General features: G+C 73.4%; 14 protein-coding genes. 4 read left to right on the top strand and 10 right to left on the bottom strand.

Going from position 1 to position 15196, the window contains the following annotated elements:
* Positions 1–613: hypothetical protein (locus AC2CHG_RS23280; protein ID WP_484525569.1), on the top strand; the 613-nt coding region annotated here is incomplete at its 5' end.
* Between the two features lie 36 nt (positions 614–649).
* Positions 650–2233 carry a DUF4139 domain-containing protein gene (locus tag AC2CHG_RS23275; RefSeq protein ID WP_484525568.1) on the top strand — a complete coding sequence of 528 codons (1584 nt, stop codon included), beginning with the start codon at positions 650–652 and terminating at the stop codon, positions 2231–2233.
* A gap of 49 nt (positions 2234–2282) precedes the next feature.
* On the opposite strand, the gene AC2CHG_RS23270 is transcribed toward AC2CHG_RS23275, so the two are convergent.
* Both AC2CHG_RS23270 and AC2CHG_RS23265 read right to left on the bottom strand, forming a co-directional pair.
* Positions 2283–2552, bottom strand: coding sequence for a GlsB/YeaQ/YmgE family stress response membrane protein (locus AC2CHG_RS23270; RefSeq protein WP_174533488.1), 270 nt, complete (start codon positions 2550–2552; stop codon positions 2283–2285).
* A gap of 111 nt (positions 2553–2663) precedes the next feature.
* Positions 2664–3698 carry an ion transporter gene (locus tag AC2CHG_RS23265; protein WP_484525567.1) on the bottom strand — a complete coding sequence of 345 codons (1035 nt, stop codon included), beginning with the start codon at positions 3696–3698 and terminating at the stop codon, positions 2664–2666.
* 166 nt (positions 3699–3864) lie between these two features.
* Between AC2CHG_RS23265 and AC2CHG_RS23260 the strand changes: the two genes are divergently transcribed.
* Complete coding sequence (locus AC2CHG_RS23260; protein ID WP_366624422.1) at positions 3865–4170, top strand: hypothetical protein; 306 nt, start codon at positions 3865–3867, stop codon at positions 4168–4170.
* On the opposite strand, the gene AC2CHG_RS23255 is transcribed toward AC2CHG_RS23260, so the two are convergent.
* The 8 genes from AC2CHG_RS23255 to AC2CHG_RS23220 all read right to left on the bottom strand — a co-directional run bounded on the left by AC2CHG_RS23255 (position 4148) and on the right by AC2CHG_RS23220 (position 14047).
* A complete protein-coding gene (locus AC2CHG_RS23255; RefSeq protein ID WP_262015928.1) occupies positions 4148–5254 on the bottom strand; it encodes a magnesium and cobalt transport protein CorA in 1107 nt (368 codons plus the stop codon). The genes AC2CHG_RS23260 and AC2CHG_RS23255 overlap by 23 nt on opposite strands.
* A gap of 58 nt (positions 5255–5312) precedes the next feature.
* Entirely contained in the window at positions 5313–5993 is a 681-nt protein-coding gene (locus tag AC2CHG_RS23250; RefSeq protein ID WP_262015927.1) for a response regulator, read from the bottom strand.
* Positions 5990–8536 carry a sensor histidine kinase gene (locus AC2CHG_RS23245; protein WP_484525566.1) on the bottom strand — a complete coding sequence of 849 codons (2547 nt, stop codon included), beginning with the start codon at positions 8534–8536 and terminating at the stop codon, positions 5990–5992. The genes AC2CHG_RS23250 and AC2CHG_RS23245 overlap by 4 nt, the downstream gene beginning before the upstream one ends.
* 71 nt (positions 8537–8607) lie before the next feature.
* Complete coding sequence (locus AC2CHG_RS23240; protein ID WP_484525565.1) at positions 8608–9489, bottom strand: potassium-transporting ATPase subunit C; 882 nt, start codon at positions 9487–9489, stop codon at positions 8608–8610.
* The gene (gene kdpB, locus AC2CHG_RS23235; RefSeq protein WP_484525564.1) at positions 9489–11678 is read right to left on the bottom strand and encodes a potassium-transporting ATPase subunit KdpB; all 2190 of its coding nucleotides are present in this window, start codon (positions 11676–11678) and stop codon (positions 9489–9491) included. The genes AC2CHG_RS23240 and kdpB overlap by 1 nt, the downstream gene beginning before the upstream one ends.
* A gap of 20 nt (positions 11679–11698) precedes the next feature.
* Positions 11699–13354, bottom strand: a complete 1656-nt coding sequence (gene kdpA, locus AC2CHG_RS23230) for a potassium-transporting ATPase subunit KdpA (RefSeq protein WP_484525563.1) — start codon at positions 13352–13354, stop codon at positions 11699–11701.
* The gene (kdpF, locus tag AC2CHG_RS23225) at positions 13354–13443 is read right to left on the bottom strand and encodes a K(+)-transporting ATPase subunit F (RefSeq protein WP_036311210.1); all 90 of its coding nucleotides are present in this window, start codon (positions 13441–13443) and stop codon (positions 13354–13356) included. The genes kdpA and kdpF overlap by 1 nt, the downstream gene beginning before the upstream one ends.
* Before the next feature lie 184 nt (positions 13444–13627).
* Complete coding sequence (locus tag AC2CHG_RS23220; RefSeq protein WP_484525562.1) at positions 13628–14047, bottom strand: hypothetical protein; 420 nt, start codon at positions 14045–14047, stop codon at positions 13628–13630.
* Positions 14048–14219: 172 nt separating this feature from the next.
* On the opposite strand from AC2CHG_RS23220, the gene AC2CHG_RS23215 reads away from it, so the two are divergent.
* Positions 14220–15196, top strand: a 977-nt coding sequence (locus AC2CHG_RS23215) for an AfsR/SARP family transcriptional regulator (protein WP_484525561.1), incomplete at its 3' end; no start/stop codon positions are given.

The following is a 15196-nucleotide window of genomic DNA, read 5'->3' as shown; positions in this document are numbered from 1 at the left end:
GCCGCAGGCCGCCCCGCCGCCGTCGGCGGACACGAGCGCCGAGCCGATGCCGACCGGGCCCGACGGCCTGCCGCAGGAGGACCGCACCGCGCGGGCGGGCACCCGGTACGACCAGGCCGCCCTGCTGCTCGACCGGCTCGTCACAGTGGTGCCCGCCGGGTACACCGCCGAGAAGACCGTCTCCACCGAGACCGGGAAGGAGACGCTCGGCACCCATCAGGCGGACTTCACCGGACGGGCAGGCGGCGTCGAGCTGTGGAGCTACCTGGCCTCGGTCGACGTGGCGAAGGGGACGTGGAAGGGGCGCCTGCTCACCGAGGTGCACACCGCGGGCAACGTGCTGCCGTCCGAACCGTGTGCCCTGGCGCGCGAGTTCTGGGGCATGGGGGGCGAGTGCCAGCCGGTGACGGTCGGCGACGCGACTGTGGGCGTGGTGGTCCGGCCCGGCGCGGACGACCGGTTCGACCAGTGGGCCGCCTACCGGCACCCCGACGGCGTGGTGGTCTTCGTCGCGCAGGGCGCGTACGACAGGCAGGCGCCCGCGTCCCCGCTGCCGTTCACCGCGCGCGACCTGGCCGCTGTCGCCGTCGACGAGCGGCTCCATCTGCGGTAGCCCCGCCGCGGGCGCGGCTGAACTACCCTCGCCGCCGTGGACACAGTGGAGATCGATGCGCCCGTCGCCGGCGTGACCGTCTACCCGGACCGCGCCCGGGTCACCCGCCGCGGCCGCGTCCGGCTGACCGCCGGCGACCACCGGGTACGCGTCGCCCCGCTCCCGCTGGGCCTGCGCCGGGACTCGATCCGGGTGGGTGGCCGGGGCGCGGTGACGGTGCTCGGGGTGGACGTGGCCGCGTGGCGGCAGGCCCGCAGCACCGACGCCCAGGTCGTCGAGCTGGAACGGCGGCGGCGCGACCTGGCCGACGAGCTGGCCGAGGTCGGTGACACCGACGCGATCGAGGACCAGCGCGGCGATTTCCTCACCCGGCTGGCCGAGCGCGCGGGTGGCACGTACGCCCGGGCGCTGGCCGCCGGTGACGCGGCCCCGGCCGACGTCGCGGCCTTCACCGACTCGGTGGCCGGTCAGCTCGCCGAGTCCCGGGCCCGGCGGCGCGGGCTGACCCGGCGCCGCGCCGAGCTGGCGGAGGAGCTGGCCGCCGTCGACCGGGAGCTGGACGCGGCGCGCGGCAAGCGGGAGCCGGACCGGCTGGCCGCCGAGGTGTCCGTCTCGGTGGACGCCGACGAGACCGAGGTGGAGCTGGAGCTGACGTACCTGGTGGACGGCGCCCGCTGGACGCCCTCCTACGACCTGCGGCTGGTCGAGGACACCATGACCGTCACCTGGTTCGGGCTGGTCAGCCAGGGCACCGGGGAGGACTGGCCGGAGTGCGAACTCCAGCTCTCCACCGCCCGGCCGGCGGCGGCGAGCGGCGTACCCGAATTGTCGCCCTGGTATCTCGACCGGTTCCGGCCGGAACCGCCGATGGCCGTGTCGGCCGCGTCGTTCGGCGGCACGGTGCCGCCCCCGGCGCCCGGCGCGGCACCGGCGGGTCGTCCCCGCGCGGCGCGGGCCGCGGCGCCGGCGGTGCGGGAGAGCGTCGCCGAGGTGGAGCAGGGCGTGACGGCGGCCACCTACCGGCCCGCGCGGCCGGTAGCGGTTCCCGCAGACGGCAGTGCGCACCGGGTGGCGATCGCGGTGCTGGAGCTGCCGGCCCGGCTGGACCATGTGAGCGTGCCGGTGCGTGCCGCCGAGGCGCACCTGCGGGCCACGGTCCGCAACACGTCGGACCACACGCTGCTGCCCGGCCCGGCGTCGGTCTTCCACGGCGCCGATTTCGTGGCGGCGACGCGGCTGAAGACGTGGGCGCCGGGCGAGGAGACCGAGTTGGCGCTCGGGGTGGACGACCGGCTGCGGGTGGAGCGGAAGCTGTCCCGGCGCACCGAGAGCAAGGCCACGCTCGGGTCGACGCGGCGGCGGGAGGTGGAGTACCGGATCACTGTGGCGAACCACACGCCCCGGCCGGCCACTGTGGAGGTGCGGGATCAGCTTCCGGTGTCCCGCGACGAGGCGGTGGTGGTACGCGAGACCGCGCTGACGCCGCCGCCGGCCGAGCGTACGGAGCTGGGCGAGCTGACCTGGCGGCTGTCGCTGGCGCCGGGTGAGAGCGGCGAGATCGCCCTGGGCTTCCGGGTGGAGCTGGCGAAGGGCGTCGAGCTGACCGGCTGGCGGGAATGACACGCCGGGGCCGCTTCCGCGACGTGCGGAAGCGGCCCCGGCGGGTGCCTCAGATGCGGCGGCGTCCGTAGAGGCCGGCGAAGACGGCGACACCGATGGCGGCGAAGCCGACCTGGAGCGCCAGCTCGATCCAGTCGATGCCGGGGGTGTCGTCGACGCCGAACGCGCCGGCCACCAGCGTGCCGACGAACGCGGCGACCACACCGATGAGCAGGGTCAGCCAGATCGGGATGTTCTGCTTGCCCGGCACCACCAGGCGCCCGAGCGCACCGATGATGAGACCGATGATGAGCGCGGTGAAGAAGCCCGTGATCTCCACGAGAGGCGTCCCTTCCCTCAAATGTGTTGGCGTCAGCCTGGTTGCCCCGATCAACCAGTCGGCCAAACCCGGGAACCGCTTTCGTCACGGAACTGTCATGACCGCCCCTGATCAGTGGTCCGAGGGCTGCCGGCGGCGCGGCGCGCCGGGCGGCTCCTCCCGCTCGATGCGCAGTTCCCGCTCCAACTCGGCGATCACCATGCGCAGGTCGTCCAGGCGCTGGCTGATCGCGATCCGGTCCACCTCGTCCGGAATCCCGTCCCCGTCGGAGTCGTAGTCGGACGCCAGCCCCTCGGTCATCTCAAGCCGGCGCGCCTCCTCCATCGAGTTGACGATGACGGCGATGAGGATGTTCAGCAGGAGGTTTACCGCGATCATCACGAAGCTGACGTAGTAGAGCAGCGTCCACGGTGACACCTCCAGACCCTGTTCCAGCAGGTCCGGCAGCGTCTCCAGGGACAGCAGCACGAACAGCGTGACAAGCGAGCGGCCGATGTCGCCGTACTGCTCGGGGTAGCGGGTTCCGAAGATCAGCCAGCCGGCCATGCCGTACACGTAGAGCGTGACGGCGGCGAGCGCGAGGAAACCCGCGACGCCTGGGAGGCTGCGCCACAGTGCTGCGACGATGGTCCGCAGGCCGGGTGAGAAGCGCACCAGACGCAGTACCCGGGCGACCCGGATGAACCGCAGTACGGCCGAGTCGCCGTGCAGGCCCGGGACGAATATGGCCGCCGTCACCAGCAGGTCGAAGACGTTCCAGCCGTGCCGGAAGAAGTCCTGCGGGCGGCGGCCGTACGCGAGCACCCGGATGGTGATCTCCACGACGAAGACCGCCCGGAACATCCACTCCGTCCACCGCAGCACCGGCCCGGCCGCGCCGAGGTTCGGGTACGTCTCGATGCCCAGCACCACGCCGTTGGCCATGATGAGCACCACGATGGCCACCTCGAACGGCCGGGAGGCGACGATCCGGGCACAGTGGCCGGCCAGCCCGCGCTTTCCGTCACTGGTTCGGCGCCCGCCGCGCGGTGCCGGAACCGTGTCCCCGATCAGCGCCCGCCTCCTCGATGCGGGGTCCGGGCGACGTACGGGCGACAGGGGGTAGCCATGCCGACACTGTATTGGGTCGGCATGGCTGATGATCACGGCGGGACCGGCCGCGTAGCGGCGGCGTGAAAACGGGCGGCCCGGCCGTAGCGGGCGCGTGAAGACCGTTGCCCGGGGCCGGGACCCTGCGGTGTGCTGACCGGTGTCGGCGGGTCGCGTCGGTTCGACCCGGCCCGCCGCATCGGCGTCAGCAGAGGAGGCCGGGGTGGACGGGGATCACCGCGAGGACGGCGAACGGATGCACGAGGCGCTGGTCTGCGTACGGCTGCGGGTCTCCACCCCGGGCAGCCGTCTGCTGGACTTCCTGCGCGGCGAGCCGTGCGCGGTGCAGGCGTGGTGGATCGCGGCGGACCTGGACGCGATGGTGCGGTTCGCGGCGCCGAGCCGCACGCTGCTCCAGCGCGCCGTGGCGGATCTGGGCCGGCGGGCCGGTGCCGACGTGGTGGAGGTACACAGCGTGCTGCGCCCGCTGGACCTGCCGGCCGGGTTCACAGCCAGCCGCGGCGTTTGAACAGCAGGTAGAGCGCGCCGCAGACGGCAAGCATCAGGGTGACCGCGAACAGGTAGCCGTACCGCCAGTCCAGCTCCGGCATGTGGGTGAAGTTCATCCCGTAGACGGTGCCGATCAGGGTGGGCGCGAACAGGATGGCCGCCCACGCGGAGACCCGTTTGATCTCCTCGTTCTGCTCGAAGCTGGCAGCGGTCAGGCTGCGCATCTCCTCGTTCTGCGCCTGCGACACCAGTGTCGCGTTGACGGTGAGGATGTTCTGGAGCAGGTGCCGGAACCCGTCCACCCGCTCCACCACCTGGGTCAGGTGGTCGGCCACGTCGCGCAGCCGGCGGCGCAGTTCCTCGTCCGTGCCGTACCTGTCGAAGCCGTGTGTGAGCGCGTCGACCACCTTCAGCAGCGGCCGGGCGGCCCGCTGGAACTGGATCACCTCGCGGCTCAGCTCGTAGATGCGGCGGCTGGCGTTCGGGTCGCCGCCGAACACCTCGGTCTCGATCTCGTCGATGTCGTTCTCCAGCCCGGCCACCACCGGCGCGTAGCCGTCCACCACCCGGTCGAGTACGGCGTAGAGCACTGCTTCCGGGCCGAGCGCGAGCACCTCGGGTTCGGCCTCCAGCCGCCGCCGCACGCCGGCCAGGTCGGGCGTGCCGCCGTGCCGCACGGTGATCACGAAACCGGGGCCGAGGAACAGGTGCAGTTCGGCGAACTCGACCGCGTCCCGGGCGTCCAGGTAGCGGGCGGCGCGCAGCACCACGAACAGGGTGTCGCCGTAGCGTTCCAGCTTGGGACGCTGGTGGGCGTTGATCGCGTCCTCGACGGCCAGGTCGGGAAGCTGGAACTCGGCGGCGACCGAGGCCACCTCCTCCCGGCCCGGCCGGCGCAGCCCGATCCAGGCCATCGCGTCGTCGAGCTGTTGCAGGCAGCGGAACGTGTCGGCGAGGCTCACAGGTGACGCCCGGCGTACGCCGCCGACGTAGACGCCGCTGTCGACCAGCCCGTCGGGTCGCTCCGGCTCGGCCGCGCCCGCATCGATGGCGTGCTCGTCGAGGCGGCGGCCGAACCCCTCCGAGGACCGGTTGTCCGCCATGCCCCTCCCCCGCTGCTCGGCCGGCTCGCCGAATCCCCCGCCGGGGCTCGCGCAAACGTCAGGGGCGGTAGCGGTAGCCCATGCCCGGTTCGGTGATCAGGTGCCGGGGCCGGGCCGGGTCGTCCTCCAGCTTGCGGCGCAACTGGGCCATGTACTGCCGCAGGTAGTTCGTCTCGTGGTGGTACTCCGGTCCCCACACGTCGTGCAGCAACTGGCGCTGGCTGACCAGCTTGCCCGGGTTGCGCAGCAGCTTCTCCAGCATGGCCCACTGGGTGGGGGTGAGCTTGACCTCGACGCCGTCGTCCCGGGTGACGGTCCGGTCGGCCAGGTCGACGGTGTTGCGGCCGATCCGCAGCGCGGGCACGGCGGGCGAGGCGGGGGCGAGCCGCCGGGTCACCGCCCGGATACGGGCGAGCAGCTCGTCCACGCCGAACGGCTTGGTCACGTAGTCGTCGGCGCCCGCGTCGAGCGCGGACACCTTGTCCTCGCTGCCGGCCCGCCCGGACAGCACGATGATCGGCACGGCGGTCCAGCCGCGCAGGCCCCGGATGACGTCGGTGCCGTCCAGGTCGGGCAGGCCGAGGTCGAGCACCACCAGATCCGGCGGGTGTGCGGCGGCGGCCTTGAGCGCGGCGGCGCCGCTGTCTGCGACCTCGACGTCGTAGCCCCGGGCGCGCAGGTTGATCCGCAGCGCGCGCAGGATCTGCGGCTCGTCGTCGACGACCAGGATGCGGGTCATTCCTGCGGCCCCTCCGGCTGGGTGGCGGCCGGCAGCCGCAGCACCATGGTGAGACCGCCACCGGGCGTGGTCTCCGGGGTGATGCTGCCACCCATCGCCTCGGCGAGTCCCCGGGACAGCGCCAGCCCCAGGCCCACCCCGGTCTGGTTGTCCCGGTCGCCGAGGCGCTGGAACGGCAGGAAGACGTGCTCCCACTGGTCCTCCGGGATGCCCGGCCCGGTGTCGATCACCCGCAGCTCGACCTGTCCGGCGTGCGCGCTGCCGGTGATCGTCGGCGGCCGGCCGGGCGGGCTGTGCCGCAGCGCGTTCGCCACGATGTTGACGAGCACCCGCTCCAGCAGGCCCGGGTCGGCGAGCGCCGCCGGCAGGTCGGCCGGGATGTCCGTGGTCACCTCGGCCGCCGCCGGGCCCAGTTCGTCGAGGGCCAGGGGTACGGCGTCCTCCAGCCCGATCGCGGTGGCGCTCACGCCCAGCGCGCCGGCCTGCAACCGGCTCATGTCGAGCAGGTTCGCCACCAGCCGGCCGAGCCGGTCCAGCGACTCGTCGGCGGTGGCGAGCAGTTCCTCCCGGTCGTCCGCGTCGAACTCGACGTCGTGGCTGCGCAGGCTGCTCACCGCCGCCTTCGCCGACGCCAGCGGCGTACGCAGGTCGTGGCTGACCGCCGCGAGCAGCGCGGTCCGCATCCGGTCGGCGGCGGCCAGCGGACGGGCGGTGGCGGCCTCCTCGGCCAGCCGTTCCTGGCGCAGCGCGACGGCGGCCTGCGCGGCGAACGCCTCGACCACCCGCCGGTCGGCCGCCTCCAGCCGCCGGCCGGCGAGCACCACGCTGAGCCGGTCGTCCACCGGCACCACGGTCTCGCCCGCGCCCGGGCTGCCGGGCGGCCGGTCGCCGACGCTCGCCACCACCCGCCAGGCGTCCGCCCCTCGGGCGCGCGCCGGGCGTCCGCCGGCCTCGTCGGTCAGCTCCAGCACGCTCACCGCGCGCAGCCCGAACGTCTCCCGCAGCCGGTCCAGCAGCGCGGGCAGCGGCCGCTCGCCGCGCAGCACGCTTCCCGCCACGGTGGCCAGGGTCTGCGCGTCGGCGGAGGCCCGGGCAGCCTCCCGGGTACGCCGCGCCGCCACGTCGACCACCCAGCTCACCGCGATGGCGACGCCGACGAAAACGCCGAGGGCGAGCAGGTTGTCCGCCTCGGCGATGGTGAGCGTCCGGTACGGCGGGGTGAAGAACCAGTTGAGCAGCAGCGAGCCGCCGAGCGCGGCGACCAGCGCGGGCCACAGTCCGCCGACCAGGGCCACGCCCACGACACCCGCGAGGAACAGCAGGATGTCGTTCGTCAGGGTGAGGTCGGGCAGCGTCCGCAGCACGAGCGTGAGCAGCGGCATGCCGAGCACCGCGAGCGCGTACCCGATCAGCCGCCGGCGTCGCGACAGCGCGGCGGGCACCGACGTGCCCCGGCGCCCGCGGCCCGCCTCGGGGTGGGTGACCAGGTGCACGTCGATCGGGCCGGACAGCGCGGTGGTGGTCACGCCGACGCCCCTGGCGAACACCTGCGCGAACCGGCCCCGGCGGCTCGCGCCGAGCACGAGCTGGGTGGCGTTGACGCCCCGGGCGAAGTCCAGCAGCGCCGCCGGGATGTCGGTGCCGAGCACCTGGTGGTACGTGCCGCCGAGGCTCTCCACCAGCACCCGCTGCCGGGCCAGCTGGGCCGGGTCGGCGCCGGCGAGCCCGTCGCTGCGGGCCACGTGCACGGCGAGCAGGTCGGCGCCCTTGCTGCGGGCGGCGATCCGGGCGGCTCGGCGGATCAGCGTCTCGCCCTCCGGGCCGCCGGTCAGCGCGACGACCACCCGTTCCCGCGCCTCCCAGGTGTCGGAGATGCCCTGCTGGGCCCGGTACGCGTCGAGCTGCTCGTCGACCTTGTCGGCCAGCCAGAGCAGCGCCAGTTCGCGCAGCGCGGTGAGGTTGCCGACCCGGAAGTAGTTGCCGAGCGCGGCGTCGATCTTGTCGGGCCGGTAGATGTTGCCGTGCGCCATCCGGCGGCGCAGCGCCTCCGGCGTCATGTCCACCAGCTCGACCTGCTCGGCGGCCCGGACCACCTGGTCCGGCACCGTCTCCCGCTGGGTGGTGCCGGTGATCTGCGCGACCACGTCGTTGAGCGACTCCAGGTGCTGCACGTTGACCGTGCTGAGCACGCTGATCCCGGCGTCGAGCAGCTCCTGCACGTCCTGCCAGCGCTTCTCGTGACGGGAGCCGGGCACGTTGGTGTGGGCCAGCTCGTCCACCACGACGACCTCGGGCCGCCGGGCCAGCACCGCGTCCAGGTCCATCTCGGTGAACTCGACGCCCCGGTAGGTCATCGACCGGCGCGGCACCACCTCCAGGTCACCGATCATCTCGGCGGTGTGCCGACGGCCGTGCGTCTCGACCAGGCCGATCACCACGTCGGTGCCGCGCTCGGCCCGGCGCTGGGCCTCCTCGAGCACGGCGTACGTCTTCCCGACGCCCGGGGCGGCCCCGAGGTAGATCCGCAGTTCACCCCTGCCCACAGCGTCCATCCTCCCTGACCGGCCGGGAGCGGCCCCGGGTCTTCCCCGGGGCCGCTCCGGTCGCTGTCGCGTCAGCGTGCCGGGAACGCCTCGTCCAGCGCCAGATTGAGTTCAAGCACGTTCACACCGGGCTCGCCCATGAAGCCCAGCGCCCGGCCGGTGGTGTGCTCGGCGACCAGCCGCCGTACCGCCGCCGGGTCCGCGCCGCGCTCCCGCGCCACCCGGGCCACCTGGATCCGGGCGTACGCCGGGGAGATGTGCGGGTCGAGGCCGCTGCCACTGGCGGTGACCGCGTCGGCCGGCACGGCCGGGCGGGCCGGAGCGTCCCCGCGTACCGGGGTGACGATGCCGCCCTCGGCGACGTAGTCGTGGCCGGGCTGCGCCGCCTCCACCGGCACGCCCTGCCAGGTGGCGACGAACGGCGTCGCGGGCGCGGCCTGGTTGACGCTCACCACGCGGGTGATCCGGCCGGTGAGGCCGTCGGCGCGGAACACGGCGAGCACCGCGCCCACCCCGTCCGGCGTGCAGTACGGGCGCCGCCCGTCCACGCCGTCGAGGTCGCCGACTGCCCGGCTGCGCGCGCAGACCTGGGTGAGCAGGCTCGGCGTGGAGTCGGCGGGGTCGGCGGCGAGCGTGTCCACCACGCTCTCCGGGCCGAGGTTGCCCGCCGCGGTGGCGGTCGGGTCGTAGCCGTCCCCGGCGGCCGACGGGCGGGACTGGAAGTAGCGCGGGATCGGGTTGCCGTCCGCGTCGGTGAACGACTGGCCGATCAGCGAGCTGCCGACGGTCCGTCCGCCGGCGGTGAGCAGTGAGCCGTCCGCCCTGCCGTCGAGGCCGGGGAGCCGGCCGACGGCGACCAGGGAGAGCGGGTAGACCAGGCCGAGCAGCACGGTGAAGACGAGCACCGCGCGCAGGGCGGCCAGGTGCTGGGAGAGCCAACTGGGAAGGCGCATCACGAGATCCCCGGGACGAACTGGACGAGCAGGTCGATGAGCTTGATGCCGACGAACGGCACCACGATGCCGCCGAGGCCGTAGAGCCACAGGTTGCGGCGCAGCAGCGTCGAGGCGCTGGCCGGGCGGTAGCGCACGCCGCGCAGGGCCAGCGGGATCAACGCCACGATGACAATCGCGTTGAAGACGACGGCGGAGAGGATCGCCGACTCGGGGCTGTCCAGGCGCATGATGTTGAGCCGGTCCAGCGACGGGTAGATGCCGGCGAACATGGCCGGGATGATCGCGAAGTACTTCGCGATGTCGTTGGCGATGCTGAACGTCGTCAGCGCACCCCGGGTGATCAGCAACTGCTTGCCGATCTCCACGATCTCGATCAGCTTGGTCGGGTCGGAGTCGAGGTCGACCATGTTGCCGGCCTCCTTCGCGGCCGACGTGCCGGTGTTCATGGCGACGCCGACGTCCGCCTGGGCCAGCGCGGGGGCGTCGTTCGTGCCGTCGCCGGTCATGGCGACGAGCCGGCCGCCCTCCTGCTCCTTCTTGATCAGCGCGAGCTTGTCCTCCGGCGTGGCCTCGGCGAGGAAGTCGTCCACGCCCGCCTCGTCGGCGATCGCCTTCGCGGTACGCGGGTTGTCGCCGGTGATCATCACGGTCCGGATGCCCATCCGGCGCATCTCGTCGAAGCGCTCCCGCATCCCGGCCTTCACCACGTCCTTGAGGTGGATGACGCCGAGCGCCCGGGCCGGTTCGCCCGCCACGTGCTCGGCCACCACGAGCGGCGTGCCGCCGGTGCCGCTGATCGCGTCGACCAGTTCACCCACCTGTTCGGTCGGGTGACCGCCGTTGTCGCGTACCCACTTCATCACCGCGGCGGCGGCGCCCTTGCGGACGTGCCGGACGTCCCCGTCGGCGTCGAGGTCGACGCCGCTCATCCGGGTCTGCGCGGTGAACGGCACGAACGTGGCGTGCGGGATGAGGCCGGGCTCGCGCTCGCGTAGCCCGTACTCGTTCTTGGCGAGCACCACCACCGAGCGGCCCTCGGGGGTCTCGTCGGCCAGGCTGGACAGCTGCGCCGCGTCGGCGAGCGTGGTCGCGTCCACGCCGGTCACCGGCAGGAACTCGGCGGCCTGCCGGTTGCCGAGCGTGATCGTGCCGGTCTTGTCCAGCAGCAGCGTGTTGACGTCGCCCGCCGCCTCGACCGCCCGGCCGCTCATCGCCAGCACGTTGCGCTGCACGAGCCGGTCCATGCCGGCGATGCCGATCGCGGACAGCAGCGCGCCGATGGTGGTCGGGATGAGACAGACCAGCAGCGACACGAGGACGACGCCGGTGACGCCGGAGTCGGTGATCGCCGCGGTGTCCGGCGCGGCGGCCTGGTAGCCCTTCGCGAAGATCGCCATGGGCTGGAGCGTGACGACGGCGAGCAGGAAGATGATCGTCAGCGCGGCCAGCAGGATGTTCAGCGCGATCTCGTTCGGCGTCTTCTGCCGGTTGGCGCCCTCGACCAGCGCGATCATCCGGTCGATGAAGCTCTCGCCCGGCTTCTGGGTGATCCGGACGACGATCCGGTCGGAGAGGACCCGGGTGCCGCCGGTGACCGCGCTGCGGTCGCCGCCGGACTCCCGGATCACCGGGGCGGACTCGCCGGTGATCGCCGACTCGTCGACGCTGGCGATGCCCTCCACCACGTCGCCGTCGCCCGGGATGACCTGCCCGGCCTCGACCAGGACGACGTCACCCTGCCGCAGTTGCGGCGCGGGCACCGCCTCGTCCCGGTACGCGTTCGCGGCGGCACCGGGCGTCCAGCCGACCAGGCGGGTGGCGATGGTGTCCTGCTTGGCCCGGCGCAGCGTGTCGGCCTGCGCCTTGCCGCGTCCCTCGGCGACCGCCTCGGCCAGGTTCGCGAAGATCACGGTGAGCCAGAGCCAGACGGTGATCGCGATCGCGAAGACGGACGGGTCGGCCACCGCGAGCACTGTGGTGAACAGCGCGCCGATCTCCACGATCAGCATCACCGGGTTGCGCCACAGGGTGCGCGGGTCGAGCTTGCGCAGCGCGTCCGGCAGCGACCGGAGCAACTGGCGAGGGTCGAGCAGTCCGCCGCCGACCCGGTCGCCCCGGATGGCGTGGTCGCCGGTGACCGGTGCGTCGAGGGCCGGCGCGTCGGCGGTCTGCACAGGTGCGGTCATGTCCTTGTCTCTCATGGTGGTCACAGCCCTTCGGCCAGCGGGCCGAGCGCGAGTGCGGGAAGGAAGGTGAGCGCGACGAGGACCACTGTGACGCCGACGACCATGCCGACGAACAGCGGCCGGTGGGTCGGCAGGGTGCCCTCGGAGGCGGGTGTGGGTTGCTGGCGGGCCAGCGAGCCGGCCAGCGCGAGCACGAAGATGATCGGCAGGAACCGGCCGAGCAGCATGCAGAGCCCGAGCGCGGTGTTCCACCACTGTGTGTTCACGGTGATGCCGGCGAACGCGGAGCCGTTGTTGTTGCTGGCCGAGGTGAACGCGTAGAGCACCTCGGACAGCCCGTGCGGCCCGGCGTTCAGCGCCGTCGAGGCGTTGCCGGTGGCGAACGCGGCGGCGGTGCCGGTGAGCACCAGCGCCGGGGTGATCAGGAAGTACATCGAGGCGAACTTGATCTCACGCGAGCCGATCTTCTTGCCCAGGTACTCCGGGGTGCGCCCGACCATCAGGCCGGCCACGAACACCGTGATCACCGCGAGGATCAGCAGCCCGTACAGGCCGGCGCCGACGCCGCCGGGCGCGACCTCGCCGAGCATCATGTTGCCCAGCGTCATCATGCCGCCCAGCGCGGTGTACGAGTCGTGGAACGAGTTGACGGCGCCGGTCGAGGTGAGCGTGGTGGCCGCCGCGAACGTGGCCGAGTTCGACACGTCGAAGCGCACCTCCTTGCCCTCCAGCGCCGCGCCGACCGCCTGCGGCACCGTGCCGTCCCCGGTCAGCTCGAAGACGTTGGTGAGGGTGATGCTGGCGAGCGCCAGGATCGCCATGACGGCGGCGATCGCGTAGCCCTGCCGCTTCTGCCCCACCATCCGGCCGAAGACCCGGGGCAGGCTGAACGGGATCACCAGGATCAGGAAGATCTCCAGCCAGTTCGTCCACGCGGTCGGGTTCTCGAACGGGTGGGCGCTGTTGACGTTGTAGAAGCCGCCGCCGTTGGTGCCCAGCTCCTTGATGACCTCCTGGCTCGCCACCGGCCCGCCGGTGACGGTCCGGGTGCCGCCGGTCAGCGTGGTCACGTCGGTGCCGCCGGACAGGTTCTGCACCACGCCGCCGAGCATCAACGCGAGCGCGCCGAGCACCGCGATCGGCAGCAGGATCCGCAGCGTGACCCGGGTCAGGTCGACCCAGAAGTTGCCCAGCTCGCCGGTGCGGCTGCGGGCGAAGCCCCGGACCAGCGCCACCGCCACGGCGATGCCGACAGCGGCCGAGACGAAGTTCTGCACCGCCAGGCCGGCCATCTGCACCAGGTGGCCCATCGTCGACTCACCCGAGTACCACTGCCAGTTCGTGTTGGTCACGAACGACACAGCGGTGTTCCAGGCGCCGTGCGGCACCACCGGGTCGAATCCCAGCGAGAGCCACAGGTGGTTCTGCAGGCGCTGGAACGCGTACAGGAACAGCAGGGAGACGGCCGAGAAGGCCAGCACCGAGCGGGCGTACACGCCCCAGGTCTGCTCGGCGGCCGGGTCGACCCCGACCAGGCGGTAGATCCCCCGCTCGAGGAGGGACGACCGGGTTCCGGCGACCACGCGGTGCATGTAGTCGCCGAACGGCCGGTGCACGGCGACGAGCGCCGCCACCAGCGACAGGACGAAGAGCACGCCGGCTGTCGTCATGCTCATCAGAAGCGCTCCGGGAACAGCAGGGCGGCGACCAGGAACACGCCCAGGCCGATCGCCAGCACCAGGCCGACGGCGTTGACGGCGTTCACAGCTTCTCCACGCCCCTCACCACGAGGGCGAGAGCCGCGAACAGCCCCACCGTCAGCAACACGAACAGCACGTCAGACACGGCTGATCTCTCCTAGCGGAAGATGTCCTCGCGACCGCCTCCCGGCCGCGCCGGGCAATCACAGCGCCGTATCCGCCGGACGGACAGGGGTCTTGACGCGACCATCACGCGCGGCCGCGGTTTCTTGACGCGCTTTTCACGCCGCCTCCGCGGCCGGTGATCCGGGTCACCGGATCGGCCTCGGCGCCGATCGACCGGAGGTGCCGGTAGCCGGCGCCGAGCACCGCGGCGAACCCGATCGGCGCGGCCTGGGACCAGGCGTCACCCGGGCCGGTCAGCTCGCCGTAGCGGTGCGCGAGGAACCCGACGAAGACCGCCGCACCCAACGCGGCCACCGCCGCGACCGCGCGCAGGTCGGCCACCACAGCGGCGTACGCCCCGACGACGCCCGCCATCACCAGGACCCGCCCGGGCCGTTCGTCAGACCCGAACACCCCCGCCGCCACCAGCGCCGCGCCGACCACCACTGCGGCGCCGGCTGCCACCCGGAATCCGGTGCACCCGTCCGCCCGATCTCGTCCCATGTCCGCCTCCCGCGTCGGTACGTCCTCCGCGGGCCATACCAGCCGGGCCGGGTGCGTACGGTCGACGGCTTTGACGGATCCGGTACGGGCGGGCCGGGGCTTTTCACGCCGCCTTCACGGGCCGCACGGCGCGGGGGCCGTGACGGGCCGGTCCGCCGCCTACGCTGGCCCGGTGACCACCGAACTGACCCTGCTGTCGGACGTGGTCTGCCGAGGTGTGCCGGTGGGCGGCGCCCGGCTGCGCGGGCTGCTGGCCCTCCTGGCCGGCCGGCTCGGGCCCGGCTGCGGCACCGGCGCGCTCGTCGACGCGCTCTGGCCGGACGATCCGCCCCGGCATCCGGTGAAGGCGTTGCAGATCCTGGTCTCCCGGGCCCGCGCCGAGCTGGGCGCCGACCTGATCGTCCGGACCGCCACCGGTTACCGGCTGGCGCTCACCGATGCGCAGGTGGACGTGGCGGCGGTGCTGCGGCACGCCGGGGCGGCGGCACGGCACGGCCGGGCGGGTGCGCACGCGCCCGCACTCGCCGAGGCGGAGGCCGGGCTGGCGTACTGGGCCGGTCCGCCCGGCGACGACCCGGGTGAGGGCGATCCGCTCGCCGCGTTGCGCGCGGACCGGGCCGCCACGTACCGCGAACTGTCCCGGGCGCGGGCGCTCGCGTTGTCCCGGCTCGGACGGCACGCGGAGGCGCTGGCCGGGCTCGCCGCGCCGGCCGCCGCAAGCCCGCACGACGAGGAGGTGCTGGCCGAACTGCTCCGGTGCGAGGCAGCGGTGACGAGCCGGTCGGCGGCGCTGACCCGGTACGAGGACTACCGCCGCTCGCTCCGCGACGAGCTGGGCGCCGAGCCGGGAGCGGCGCTGCGCGAGCTGCACCGGGAACTGCTCGACGGGGAGAGCCGGGTGGCCCGGCCCGGCATCCCGTACGAGCCGAACCCACTGCTGGGCCGCGACGGCGACCTGGCGTCGGTGGAGTCCCTGCTGGCCGGCTCCCGGGTGGTCTCCGTCGTCGGTCCGGGCGGGCTGGGCAAGACCCGGCTCGCGTACGCGGTGGCCCGGCGCGCGCCGCAGCGCGGCGTACGCCTGGTGGCGCTCGGCGCGGTCACCGCCGACGGCGACGTGCCCGAGGCCCTCGCGGCGGCGCTGGGGGTCGG

Source organism: Micromonospora sp. ATLC20, assembly GCF_057196585.1.
Note: the sequence above shows the minus strand (reverse complement) of the source record. Positions and strands in the feature narration are given on the sequence as shown.

Excerpts from the sequence above, each read along its gene's own strand:
- AC2CHG_RS23255 (WP_262015928.1), bottom strand. The coding sequence starts at position 5,254 with ATGGCGGACAACCGGTCCTCGGAGGGGTTCGGCCGCCGCCTCGACGAG.
- AC2CHG_RS23250 (WP_262015927.1), bottom strand. The coding sequence starts at position 5,993 with ATGACCCGCATCCTGGTCGTCGACGACGAGCCGCAGATCCTGCGCGCG.
- AC2CHG_RS23240 (WP_484525565.1), bottom strand. The coding sequence starts at position 9,489 with ATGCGCCTTCCCAGTTGGCTCTCCCAGCACCTGGCCGCCCTGCGCGCG.
- kdpB (WP_484525564.1), bottom strand. The coding sequence starts at position 11,678 with ATGACCGCACCTGTGCAGACCGCCGACGCGCCGGCCCTCGACGCACCG.
- kdpA (WP_484525563.1), bottom strand. The coding sequence starts at position 13,354 with ATGAGCATGACGACAGCCGGCGTGCTCTTCGTCCTGTCGCTGGTGGCG.
- AC2CHG_RS23220 (WP_484525562.1), bottom strand. The coding sequence starts at position 14,047 with ATGGGACGAGATCGGGCGGACGGGTGCACCGGATTCCGGGTGGCAGCC.